This window comes from Neobacillus bataviensis, from assembly GCF_019969725.1.
Window position 1 is genome coordinate 16892 of sequence record NZ_JAHXYW010000015.1, and the last position, 11814, is coordinate 28705.

18 protein-coding genes are annotated in these 11814 nt (G+C 36.3%); 7 read left to right on the plus strand and 11 right to left on the minus strand.

Translation table 11 applies throughout. The features are described from left to right. Window positions 1-8: 8 nt before the first annotated feature. Window positions 9-1190, plus strand: coding sequence for a D-alanyl-D-alanine carboxypeptidase family protein (locus tag LC455_RS26195; protein WP_223595438.1), 1182 nt, complete (start codon window positions 9-11; stop codon window positions 1188-1190). Between the two features lie 29 nt (window positions 1191-1219). On the opposite strand, the gene modB is transcribed toward LC455_RS26195, so the two are convergent. From modB to LC455_RS26210, 3 genes are all read right to left on the minus strand, one after another. Then, window positions 1220-1876, minus strand: coding sequence for a molybdate ABC transporter permease subunit (gene modB, locus LC455_RS26200; RefSeq protein ID WP_223595592.1), 657 nt, complete (start codon window positions 1874-1876; stop codon window positions 1220-1222). 79 nt (window positions 1877-1955) lie between these two features. Further along, window positions 1956-2189, minus strand: a complete 234-nt coding sequence (locus tag LC455_RS26205; RefSeq protein ID WP_223595439.1) for a hypothetical protein — start codon at window positions 2187-2189, stop codon at window positions 1956-1958. A 6-nt stretch (window positions 2190-2195) separates the two neighbouring features. Beyond that, a complete protein-coding gene (locus LC455_RS26210) occupies window positions 2196-2453 on the minus strand; it encodes a hypothetical protein (RefSeq protein WP_223595441.1) in 258 nt (85 codons plus the stop codon). 132 nt (window positions 2454-2585) lie between these two features. On the opposite strand from LC455_RS26210, the gene LC455_RS26215 reads away from it, so the two are divergent. Beyond that, a complete protein-coding gene (locus tag LC455_RS26215) occupies window positions 2586-3074 on the plus strand; it encodes an Hsp20/alpha crystallin family protein (protein WP_223595442.1) in 489 nt (162 codons plus the stop codon). Here the strand turns inward: LC455_RS26215 and LC455_RS26220 are convergent. Next, window positions 3071-3295 (minus strand): hypothetical protein, encoded by a 225-nt coding sequence (locus tag LC455_RS26220; RefSeq protein ID WP_223595443.1) that lies wholly within the window; start codon window positions 3293-3295, stop codon window positions 3071-3073. The two genes, LC455_RS26215 and LC455_RS26220, sit on opposite strands and share 4 nt — an antisense overlap. Before the next feature lie 91 nt (window positions 3296-3386). Here LC455_RS26220 and LC455_RS26225 point away from each other — a divergent pair, with 91 nt between their 5' ends. Then, complete coding sequence (locus LC455_RS26225; protein WP_223595444.1) at window positions 3387-3794, plus strand: hypothetical protein; 408 nt, start codon at window positions 3387-3389, stop codon at window positions 3792-3794. A 41-nt stretch (window positions 3795-3835) separates the two neighbouring features. Here LC455_RS26225 and LC455_RS26230 read toward each other — a convergent pair whose 3' ends face one another. Continuing rightward, window positions 3836-4078 (minus strand): YkuS family protein, encoded by a 243-nt coding sequence (locus LC455_RS26230; protein WP_223595446.1) that lies wholly within the window; start codon window positions 4076-4078, stop codon window positions 3836-3838. A 101-nt stretch (window positions 4079-4179) separates the two neighbouring features. On the opposite strand from LC455_RS26230, the gene LC455_RS26235 reads away from it, so the two are divergent. Beyond that, window positions 4180-4320, plus strand: coding sequence for a YuzL family protein (locus tag LC455_RS26235; RefSeq protein WP_223595448.1), 141 nt, complete (start codon window positions 4180-4182; stop codon window positions 4318-4320). A gap of 38 nt (window positions 4321-4358) precedes the next feature. Here LC455_RS26235 and LC455_RS26240 read toward each other — a convergent pair whose 3' ends face one another. Beyond that, window positions 4359-5978, minus strand: coding sequence for an ABC-F family ATP-binding cassette domain-containing protein (locus LC455_RS26240; protein WP_223595450.1), 1620 nt, complete (start codon window positions 5976-5978; stop codon window positions 4359-4361). Window positions 5979-6608: 630 nt separating this feature from the next. After that, the gene (locus LC455_RS26245) at window positions 6609-7211 is read right to left on the minus strand and encodes an SCO family protein (protein WP_223595452.1); all 603 of its coding nucleotides are present in this window, start codon (window positions 7209-7211) and stop codon (window positions 6609-6611) included. A gap of 457 nt (window positions 7212-7668) precedes the next feature. On the opposite strand from LC455_RS26245, the gene LC455_RS26250 reads away from it, so the two are divergent. Both LC455_RS26250 and LC455_RS26255 read left to right on the plus strand, forming a co-directional pair. Then, window positions 7669-9594, plus strand: a complete 1926-nt coding sequence (locus LC455_RS26250; RefSeq protein WP_223595453.1) for an endonuclease MutS2 — start codon at window positions 7669-7671, stop codon at window positions 9592-9594. A gap of 179 nt (window positions 9595-9773) precedes the next feature. Next, a complete protein-coding gene (locus LC455_RS26255; protein WP_223595455.1) occupies window positions 9774-10616 on the plus strand; it encodes a formate/nitrite transporter family protein in 843 nt (280 codons plus the stop codon). 27 nt (window positions 10617-10643) lie between these two features. Here LC455_RS26255 and LC455_RS26260 read toward each other — a convergent pair whose 3' ends face one another. Next, entirely contained in the window at window positions 10644-10796 is a 153-nt protein-coding gene (locus tag LC455_RS26260) for a hypothetical protein (protein WP_223595457.1), read from the minus strand. 85 nt (window positions 10797-10881) lie between these two features. Here LC455_RS26260 and LC455_RS26265 point away from each other — a divergent pair, with 85 nt between their 5' ends. Continuing rightward, complete coding sequence (locus tag LC455_RS26265; RefSeq protein WP_223595594.1) at window positions 10882-11067, plus strand: cold-inducible protein YdjO-related protein; 186 nt, start codon at window positions 10882-10884, stop codon at window positions 11065-11067. A gap of 49 nt (window positions 11068-11116) precedes the next feature. Here the strand turns inward: LC455_RS26265 and LC455_RS26270 are convergent, their stop codons facing one another. From LC455_RS26270 to yhfH (LC455_RS26280), 3 genes are all read right to left on the minus strand, one after another. Beyond that, window positions 11117-11302 carry a hypothetical protein gene (locus LC455_RS26270; RefSeq protein ID WP_223595458.1) on the minus strand — a complete coding sequence of 62 codons (186 nt, stop codon included), beginning with the start codon at window positions 11300-11302 and terminating at the stop codon, window positions 11117-11119. 121 nt (window positions 11303-11423) lie between these two features. Continuing rightward, entirely contained in the window at window positions 11424-11558 is a 135-nt protein-coding gene (gene yhfH / locus LC455_RS26275) for a protein YhfH (protein WP_223595460.1), read from the minus strand. Window positions 11559-11629: 71 nt separating this feature from the next. Continuing rightward, window positions 11630-11764 (minus strand): protein YhfH, encoded by a 135-nt coding sequence (gene yhfH, locus LC455_RS26280; RefSeq protein ID WP_090757656.1) that lies wholly within the window; start codon window positions 11762-11764, stop codon window positions 11630-11632. Window positions 11765-11814 lie beyond the last annotated feature (50 nt).

Consider the following 11814-nt stretch of genomic DNA (forward strand, 5'->3'; position numbering starts at 1 on the left):
GTTTTGTTTTGAAAAAATTATTTACTTATTTCATAATTTTCCTTGTGGCACTATCTTGGCAAATGAAAGCCTTTGCAGCAGAGGAACCTTCATTAGAACTTAAAAGTGAGGCTGCCTGTCTGTTAGATTCTGAGACAGGTGCCGTTTTATATGCAAAAAATGCCGACCAAAAAATGTATCCTGCAAGCATTACTAAAATTGCAACAGCCATCTATGCGATTGAAAAAGGGGATTTAAACAGTATTGCAACGGTCAGCGCCAATGCAGTAAGACAAGATGGGACAAGGGTCTATCTGGTTGCAGGGGAGCAGGTCCCTTTAAAAAAGCTAATTCAAGGAATGCTGATTAACTCTGGAAATGATGCAGCTGTTGCCATTGCTGAACATTTAGATGGAAGTGTGGAACATTTTGCAAAAAATATGAATCAATATATATATTCCACTATCGGAGTAAAAAATACACATTTTACGAATCCCAATGGATTGTTTGACGAGAATCATTACACGACAGCAATGGATATGGCAATCATCACAAATTATGCGATGAAAAACCCAATATTTAGAGAAATATTTGGCACAAAAGAACTCATGTGGGTGGGACAATCTTGGAGCACCAAGCTCGTTACACATCACCGCATGCTAAAAGGGGAGCTTCCTTATCCAGGGATTACGGGCGGAAAAACAGGATTTACTACTGAATCCAGGCAGACCTTGTCCACAACAGCTGATAATGGAAAAATTAAATTAACGGCTGTCGTTATGAAATCAGAATATAAAAATGATAAATATAAAGATACTGCTGCTTTGTTTGATTATGGTTTTAGTCACTTTCAAAATGCTATTCTTAAACAAGGAGAAATCTATCAAAAAGATCAGAAACAATATTATCTGGATAAAGATACTGTCATCACAGAAGAGATAAATGGGGCATCAAAGGAAGTGGCTCCAAACGGAATTTTGTTGATAAAAAATACAAAGGGTCAAATGGTCCAGGAGATTCCCCTTCATTATAAGGAGTCAAAAACAGTTCCAAAGAAAACCGATCTTGCTGCACCGTCTACAAAAGCTCAAAATGCACACAATAAGCAACTAACGGAGCTTAACTCTATTATGGGGGTAATAATACTTGGAATTGCTGTACTATATATTGGCATGCGAAGAAAATCAAGAAAAATGATAAATCCAAAATAAAGCGATGGAGAGTATTCCTCTCCATCGCTTTATTTTGGATTAACGTTTGTGGCTAATAACATCAAAAAGGAGAGCAGCACCATTGCTATGACTAAAAACCAGGCTAATTTCATGTTTCCAGATTCCATGGCAACATATATAGCTGTAGGGGCGGTTTGTGTTTTACCAGGGATATTACCAGCAAACATTAAAGTTGCCCCAAATTCTCCAAGTGCTCTTGCAAAGCTTAATATGATGCCGGTAATGATTGATTTTATTGATAAAGGAAGGCTGACGAGTAAAAAGACATTCCATTCGTTCGCTCCATCAACCCGTGCGGCTTCTTCAATATCTTTGTCAACAGATTGAAAACCTGTTTTTACCGTTTGATACATTAGCGGAAAGGCGACAATCGTTGAGGCAATTACCGCAGCCCAAGGGGTAAACATGATGGTGTTTTTAAATAATTCTTCAATCAATATACCGGCAGGACTATTCCTGCCGAAGAAATAAATTAATAAAAAGCCAATAACGGTAGGAGGTAAAACAATAGGCAGTAACAGAAAAGTCTCTACAACTACTTTTCCTTTGAAATGAGTTTTAGTTAACAGTCTTCCAATAAGGGTACCGGAAATAAATACTAAAATAACAGAAAGGGAAGCCACTTTAAGGGACAATAAAATAGGAGGCCAAAATTCATTTTGTATCAAGTTTATCCATCCAATACTTTATGCTCTTAACCATTATAACAAAAAAACTGCCTGGAGGCAGTTTTTGATTCATGGTTTAAACGACACTGTTCTTTACAGAGGCACTATCAATGACATCCTGGTCTGTAACCGCCTGAATTGGGATATTGACCGGCGAAACGTCCCCGTTCAATTCCCCAAATCCCTGATTCCGTTTTGTTGAAACAAATAAATCAAACTGTTGATTGGGACCCATGATGACATTGGAACCCTGATCAATGACATTGACTTTGAAACCGAGTAAATTGACAACCATTGGAGCAAATAACAAGAACGATCACTCCTTTACACTATTGATTGGTTGAGAGTCGAAGGAGGTTGGGGAGTCAATTTGATCCTTATCATCCACAAAACTTCTTGTTGCCACAAAATCACTGCAATCACCAAAATTTTGTCCGAAGCCCTGATTTTTTTTATCAGAATTATGCCACTCGGCTAAAAGGTTTTGCCCAATATTTACAGCAGAAGCATTTTCAAAGGAATTAATTTTAATCATGAATATATTTATATTAATATACGGAACTGGAGCCGGCATTTTAATCCCCTCCTTTTACTTGCTTATAAATATATGCGGTTCCAAAATCTTTATGAGGTATAAAGAAAAGTTGGATTAATTTTCAAAGATAAATAGTATGATGAAAATAAGCATGAAGGGGGTGTGGATTAGATGGAAATGGATAAATTGAAACAATGGATGGAGCTTGCCAAGAATATGCATGGTGGAGATTTCTGGACCAATATTTTTGACCAGGAATTTACAAAACAGTTCATGATGAACGATCAGCAATTTAATTCCCCTAATGATGGAGTAAATAGGAAAACGGGACAGGAGGAAAAGCAGCGCACCTTTCCTATCATTGATATTTTAGAAGGTGAAAGTGAAGTTATTGTCTTGATCGAACTTCCTGGTGTCACGAAAGAGAATATTGAATTAGGGCTTAACGGAAATATATTAACTATAAAAGGAACCGCTTCACCACTTCATCCGCACTTGAAAAAGAGCTATACGGAAAGGTTTTATGGTGAATTTCTTAGGCAGATTACTTTGCCAGATACCATTGCCCCTAATCAACTAAGTGCTAAATTTTGGAATGGTTTATTATTCGTAAGTTATCAGCGAATCGTTGAAAAAGGTGAAATCATACCAATAGACTAGCCGTTAATGACAATGGCGTCTAGAAGATCAGCATCCTCAACTGTATGGATTGGTAAGGATATGGTTGAAAAGTCAGCTAATTGCTGCCCGAATCCTTGGTTTTTCTTGTTCGTATTCTTCCTCGATATTAATTGTGCACTTCCGATGGTAAAGGTTGAGCCTAGGCCAACCCCAGTGATTTTTATGATCCCAAGATTACCTACTGTTGGAATATAGAACATTTTTTGCATCCTCCTTTTTACTTTGGACATGTTAAGGTGATTTCCCCATATACTTGAGAGTAAGGCAGGAAGTAAGGGAGCGTTTGTGAGCATGTCATTAAAAGATTTATTCCATAAATTCGGTAAAAATGATTACAATAAGGAATTAAAGAAAAAATTGCTATTTTTAGAAATGAATTTGGAAGAATTGAAAAAATCGCTGCAAACAATTCAAGAACAAATTCCAGCTGAAGCAAAAGGAAAAAGCCAAGAAGCGCCTATTATTATTGAAAAAATAAATATAGAAAAAATCATTTTAGATAAATATGAGTTAAATAATAATTTTGGACAACTTGGAATCAAAGAGTTAAAAGGAAAACTGAATATTGGAGCTACCTATGGAAGTGAATTTACTCCAGCGTTAACCGACGAAGAAAGAGGAGAAAAGCAGGGAGAAATGAAACAAAAATCAACTGAAAAGAGCCCGCGGGTTAATATACAGGCGAAAAAAGAAGTGTAAGAAAAAAGACTAAAGTTGTACCCTTTAGTCTTTAAAAAAAATTATTGCAGTCTGCTTTCAACTTGCTGGCATACCTCATCAGCAGACAAGCCGTTCGCATCAATAACAGACGCTTTTGTTGTCGTATCCTGCATTCCCATAACGTTAGAATCAAGGCCGGAAACGACACAGCAATCACAGTTTTGAGCATCTGACTCCTGCTTTAAATCCACAACATCATATCCTTTTTCCCGAAGAGCTTGTGAAATATTTGTAAGAGATTGTTCAACTCCAACTTTTGCCATTCTAAACACCTCCTCCTGTAAATTATCATGTCTAAGTTTCAAAGAAATATTCCGCATAAGTTGCGATAATCTTCCAAAAGATAAAATGGGAGGTGTTTCAAGTGGGTAAGCGAAGTAAGAAGAAAGCAGATCCTTCTACAATTGGGCTTAATTCACCGCAGGTAGAAGGGCAAGGAACAACAATGACTGAAACTGGCTCAAGAGCAGAGCCTTCTTCTAGAAGAAAGCAGAAAAGAATGTAAATAAAAATAGAAGGCACCATGAAGGGTGCCTTCTATTTTTATTTATACATTTCAGCTACTTGTTTCTGGATTTCATCGTTTTCTAAGTATTCATCATAAGACATTTGCTTATCAACTAATCCATTTGGTGTTAATTCAAATATGCGATTTGCAATGGTTTGTATGAATTGGTGGTCATGGGATGCAAACAGCATGGACCCTTTAAAGTTGATCAATCCATTGTTAAGAGCTGTGATTGATTCCAAATCCAGATGGTTTGTCGGCTCATCTAATAGCAGCACATTGGCACCATTTAGCATCATTTTTGAAAGCATACAGCGAACTTTTTCTCCTCCAGAAAGGACACTTGCTTTTTTTAGTACTTCCTCACCAGAGAATAGCATTCTTCCTAAGAATCCACGTAAAAAGCTTTCACTGTCATCCTTTGGAGAGAATTGACGAAGCCAATCAACAAGGTTTAAATCACTGTTTTCAAAATACTCCGAGTTATCCTTCGGAAAATAAGCTTGTGATGTAGTGATTCCCCACTTAAAAGTGCCGCTGTCCGCTTCCATTTCACCCATTAATATTTTGAAAAGCGTCGTTTTCGCGATTTCGTTTGTGCCAACAAGCGCTATTTTATCCCCTTTATTCATAAAGAAACTGATATTATCAAGCACTTTTACACCATCGATGGTTTTGGTTAACCCTTCAACTCTTAATAAATCATTCCCAATTTCGCGATCTGGTGTAAACCCAACGAATGGGTAGCGGCGGGATGACGGCTTAATATCATCTAATGTAATCTTGTCTAAAAGTTTTTTACGGGATGTAGCCTGCTTTGATTTAGAGGCATTTGCACTAAATCGGGCAATAAAGCTTTGTAGTTCTTTAATTTTTTCTTCTTTTTTCTTATTGGCATCAGATGCCATTTTTGATGCTAACTGGCTTGATTCATACCAGAAGTCATAGTTCCCTACATAGATTTGAATTTTACTAAAGTCCAAATCCGCAATATGTGTACAAACTTTATTTAGAAAATGACGATCGTGGGAAACGACAATAACGGTGTTTTCAAAGTTAATTAAGAAATCTTCAAGCCATTGAATCGCTTTGATATCCAAATGGTTGGTCGGCTCGTCCAAAAGTAAGACATCAGGTCGGCCGAATAATGCCTGTGCAAGCAGGACTTTAACTTTTTCAGACCCTGTCAACTCGGCCATTTTTTTATAATGAAGATCTTCGCCGATACCTAGACCTTTTAAAAGAATAGCAGCCTCTGGTTCAGCTTCCCATCCGTTTAATTCAGCAAATTCCCCTTCAAGTTCAGCAGCTTTCATGCCGTCTTCATCGGTGAAGTTTTCTTTCATATAAATGGCATCTTTTTCCTGCATGACTTCGTAAAGTCTTGTATGCCCCATAATAACGGTCTTTAATACTTCAAATTCTTCGTATTCAAAATGGTTCTGTTTCAAAACGGCCATCCGTTCATTAGGGCCTAATGTAACAGTACCAGTTTGTGCCTCAATTTCACCAGATAAAATTTTTATAAAAGTTGATTTACCGGCACCATTTGCTCCGATTAAACCATAGCAATTTCCAGGCGTGAATTTAATATTCACATCTTCAAATAACTTCCGGTCTCCGTATCTCAAACTTACGTTACTTACAGTAATCATAATTAAAACATCCTCCAAAACAAAATATCTATTAATTATATCATTAAAATAAGGGAAGGGCGAATTCTATTGGAATGAAATGATGTGAAAGAAAAATTTTCTAAAAAATTTTTCCCGTTTTCACACTTTATTCATAAATTTGTTGTAGAATTGGTTTAAGAAGTATTAAAGAAGGTGATAAGTATGGCAAAAAAACAGCTTACTGATCTCGTTAACAAATTAAAAAAAGCAGGAATAAAAGTGAGTTTAACAAAACCAAAGTCCAATTACCTTTTATCTTTACAGCAACTTAAAAAATTTCCTTCATCCGTGAATTAAATAGGAAAATAGGTAATAAAAAGCGATTAATCCCTCCAGGATTAACCGCTTTTTTTATTATAAGACCGTGTTTAAATCTGGCTGTTGATTTGCGCTCCAGACGCTTCGCGCACCTTAGGGCGTTCCGTGGAGCCTACTCGGCGCTATAGCGCCTGCGGGGTCTCCCCAGCCCCGAACTCCCGCAGGACATTGAATTGCATCTCGAATCCGCCCACGCACGAAGGAAATGCGATAGCATTTTCGAGGAGTTTCGCGCTTTCCGCTCCAATCAACTTCGTTTCAAGGATAAATGGTGACATAGAACCCAGTCTATTATTTAATTTCATCCATTATTTTGTTGTAAACTTCTTTTTTATTAAATTCTTTTCCCATTGGAAATTTTTCTATAAATTTATTATTTTCATCTACTAAGTAGGTAAAGGTGGAATGAATGAATTGGCCATTTCCTGGGTCTTTATATTGAAATTGTAGTGCCCCTGTGACTTGCTTGATTTTTTGCTGTTCTTCTTTTATTTTTTGCTTGTCCCCAGTTAAGAACTGCCAGCTATCATTATTATTAATTTCAAAACCATTCATATAACTTTTTAAGACTTCTGGTGTGTCACGATATGGGTCTATTGTGATGGTGATAAATTCGATTTCCTTGCCAAATACACCGCTTTTTACTAAATCATTTTTTAAGCCAACCATTTTTTGCGTCGTAGTTGGGCAAATATCAGGACAATGGGTATAGATAAACTCAACAAGCTTTAATTTCGTTTTATCTTTACCAAAATTATAGTCTTCATTATTTTGGTTAATTAAGGTAACATTTGCTGGAATTTTAGCATTTGCATCACGTATAAAGAAAAACGATATTCCCGCAGAAATCCCAAGGAACAGCGCTAGACCGCAAATTAGATAAATCTTTTTCATTTCGAATCCCTCCTATTAAAAGGATAAAGAAGTTTGCAGAAAAATGATATGGATAATTTGTGAACAAAAACCCATTTTTCTGAATATTAGTTGACAATCTATTCCAAGTATCGTATTCTTTAGTTGAATTTAAATTTTTTTATTTGAAGGAGTATGTTTTATGTTAGGTGTCGTTCTTAACTAATCCAATCAATTGGATATTTTCATTTCACCGCGCTCATCTGTTTTTTTTATAAACAGAGAAGGCTTATTTAAGTATGGCTGGAATGAAGTTAAGAACAATGGGCAAACATACGCATACATCTTTTACCAATGATGCTGTGTACACTCGTGTAGACAGTTTTTATTTTGGATAAAATTTTGTATAAAGAAAATGAGTGTTTTTAACTCGTTTTTTTTTCAGCCGCAATGACATTGTTCATTGCGGCTTTTTTTTATTACAAAGGAGGCAAACAAATTGAATCAACACACTTTTCATATGTTAGAATTTCAACAAATAAAAGAAACAATTGCACAGTTTGCGTTAACAAAAGAAGGGAAAGAAAAGATTCTTAAGCTGGAACCATCGACTAATAAAAACCAAATTGAGGCCTGGCTAGATGAAGTTACTGAGGCAGTTCATATTTTAAAAAGGAGTGCCAGTGTGCCTATTTCTGGGATGGATGGAATGGAACAGCTTCAAAATAATCTGAATAAAGGAACAGCCTTAAGACCTGATCAACTTTCAAAGCTGTATGATTTTTTGGATTGCTGCGTCAAAATGAAAAGATACATGAAAGATAAGGAATTTTATGCACCAAGAGTTTCAGCTTATGTCGATGCAATTGATGAATTGCCAGACCTGGCAAGCGAAATTATTCGTTGCATCAGAAATGGAAGAGTTGATGACTATGCTACAAAAGAGCTGCTAAAAATTAGAAAACAAATGGCCATTCACGAGGAACGGCTTAAAGAAAAAAGCATGCAGTTGATTCGCTCAAATAAATACAAAACCTATTTGCAGGAAAATGTAATCAGTCAGCGAAATGGAAGATTTGTAATTCCAATAAAGAAGGAATACCGTAATAAAATAAAAGGCACCGTGCTTGATACATCGGCATCGGGTTCCACGCTTTTTATTGAACCTGAAGAAATAGCCGTTTTTCAGGATCAGCTGACATGGCTTCAAGCTGATGAGGAGATTGAAGTGCAAAAAGTATTGTATTTTTTAACTGGATTAGTCGAAGAAAAAGAGCAGCAAATCCGCCTTGCCGTCGAAATCATGGTGCATTATGATTTTTTATTTGCCAAGGCCAAGTATTGCCGTTCGATTAATGCGGTCAAAGTGGAAGTAAATGATTTAGGTGAGGTTGAAATCATTGATGCAAGGCATCCTTTACTAGGTGAAAAGGCAGTACCATTATCGTTTAGGTTAGCGCAAAATCAAAAAGCATTAGTGATTACAGGTCCGAATACCGGTGGAAAAACAGTTACCATTAAAACTGTAGGGCTCTTAACCTTAATGGTACAATGTGGTCTCCATATCCCAGCAGGGGAAGGAAGTAAATTATGTGTCTTTGAACGCATTTTAGTAGATATTGGGGACGGTCAGAGCATTACCGAAAATTTAAGCACCTTTAGTTCAAGAATCGTAAATATTATCGATATTCTTAAGGAGACCAATAGCCGAACCTTGGCACTGTTAGATGAACTTGGTTCAGGCACAGACCCTGGAGAAGGAATGGGCCTTGCGACAGCGATTTTGGAAACTCTTTATGAAAAAGGTGCTATCATCCTCGCAACCACTCATTATAGTGAAATTAAGGAATTTGCTGAAAATCACGATGGTTTTATTAATGGGTCAATGGAGTTTGACTTAAACACACTAAGTCCAACATATCGCTTAAATATTGGAAGGGGAGGGGAAAGCCAAGCGTTTGCGATTGCTTTAAAGCTGGGCATTCATCCGAAAATAATTGAAAAGGCACATAAAATTACCTATAAGGAAGAAAAAATTTATACAACTGCCATAACAGATCCATGGAAGCTTAAGGAAATTGAGAAGCAGATTATTATCAATAAATATCAGAATCGAAAAAAAGCCCCCAGAACGGAATTGCAAATCCCTCAATATCAACAGGGTGACAATGTCAAGGTTTCACCTGCAAATGAATTTGGTATCGTTTATCAGGGGCCGGATTCCCAGGGGAATTATATAGTTCAAATTAAAGGGGAGAAAGTGTCTGTAAACCACAAAAGGTTAACGCTTTATATTGCCGCAAATGAACTATATCCAGAGGATTATGACTTTGATATTATTTTTCAATCAAAAGAGAACAGGAAAAAAAGTAAAATCCTTTCGAAAAGGCACGAGGAAAATATCATTATCGATCATACCGAATAACGAAAAAAGCTAGGACTTTGTATAAGTTCTAGCTTTTTTCGTTTAGCATGTAATTTGAAATCGCTTTATAAACTGTCAAATATCGTTCAAGTTTACTTATGAACAAAAGGGTAATGGAGGTTTATGATGTTTATATAAATTATTTGTGAATTGATTCACAATAAGAAGGAGTCTTTCCCATGGAACTTCAACCAATGGAACAAGTGGTTAATCTGGCATTAAAAAAGAAAAAAATACTTGATGAATCATTCATTAAGTATTTAATAAGAGCAGCTTTGTCTGGTATTTATATTGGATTTGGAATTATGTTATCATTTCGCTTAGGGGAGGGATTTTTTGATATCCATTCACCGGTTGCATCATTGATGACTTCCATCTTTTTTGGAATTGCCTTGGTTTTAATTATATATGGCGGTTCAGAATTATTTACAGGTAATACAATGTATTTCACAGTGAGCACATTAAATAAACAAACCTCATGGAAAGATACACTTCAAAATTGGATTGCATGCTATACCGGTAATCTCATAGGTGCTGTTTTTTTCGCCCTGCTAGTACTGTATTCCGGGATTTTTTCATCGCTGGATAATAGTCAGCTTTTAATGGAAACAGCGGCGCATAAAATGGAATATCCAACTATGGAGTTATTTTTCCGAGCCATCCTTTGTAACTGGGTTGTTTGTTTAGCTGTTTGGATCCCTATGCACGTGAAAGGAGATGGAGGCAAAATTGCTGTTATGATGCTGTTAGTGTTTGCCTTTGTTGCTTCTGGCTTCGAGCATAGTGTGGCCAATATGGTGACGTTTTCACTTGCCTTAATATTACCGCACCCTGAAACCATAACTCTTGCAGGTGCTTTTCATAATTTAATTCCTGTTACAATTGGAAATATTATCGGCGGAGGGCTGTTTGTAGGCGGCACCTATGTGTTTTTATCTACAACGTCAAACCAAAAACATCAGCTAAAACTTACGAAAAAAGAAACGGCAAAACCTTCATATTTAAAAAAGGCAAAAGCATAGCCTTCCAGTTCAGGAAGGCTTCCTTTTTTAAATTCTTATTCCTTTATTGATATTCTTGATGTATTGTTCGGCCAATAATTGCTTTACTTCATTGTAGCTTAACCCTGACTGTGCATTTAACCTCTTTACTTCTTCAATATCTGTACCTGCAGCAGTAAATCTTTTTGAGTTCAAAGTCATGTTATTTTATACTCCTTTAGCAAAAAATTTTCTCGAAATGAAAGGTACTTTTTAGGACATACTATAAAAAAAGGAGGCGGTTCCAATTTTTTATGGTAAACGGGCAAAAGACGAAGAAATTGAAACAATCCTGGTGGATACCGAAGTCTATTCCTGCATGGACGACTCATGTATTGGCTGGATGAGAAAAGATTTTGTAACAGACGATTTACTTTGTCCAATGTGTGGTAATCAGATGGCACAGGAAATTCGTGAGCTTCCTAAAATATAATACATTTGTTTTTAAAAAGACTGTCTGTTATCGGACAGTCCTTTCTTTATTATAGATTTTCGTTTTGCTGCCCAATTTCACCTTCGGCAATAATGGTATTCGCTTCCTCAAGTGCCTCATGTTCGTCCACAGAGTCTCCAGGGACATTTTTTAAGTTAGGAAAAACCGCACCAGTATTAACAGTAATGAGTTTTTCTTTTGGTGCCGTTGTGAGGTAATCTTCTTTTTTCGCCATTCGAATCAACTCCTTATGAACAGGTTTTGCTTCAGAAAATCGAATTATGCTTATTTCTTGGTTTTTAAAAAGGAATTTTTTTGAAATAAAAAAAACTCTCCGCCAACGGAGAGTTTTCATTTTATTCTTCTTTTTTAGATAGACAGCGATCGCATTCCACTAAGTAAGATTCAGCTTGTTCCTCCATATGTTGACCGCATTCTGGACATTGTTTATTTGGCAAATTGCGAAAAAATTCAACCGGGCTCATTAACATATTAAACTCCTCCTTTAATAATACAGATATATTTAAAGGTTGCTTGTTATAGTACAGTGCGGGCAAAAAAATTATTCCTCTCTTTTTGACAAACAACGATCACATTCCATTAAGTAAGATTCAGCTTGCTCCTCCATATGCTGACCACATTCTGGACATTCCTTTTTAGGTAACGTACGAAAAAATTCTACTGGATTCATTAACATTTTAAAACTCCTCCTTTATTAATACAGTTTATTAATATTCCCTTTGTTAT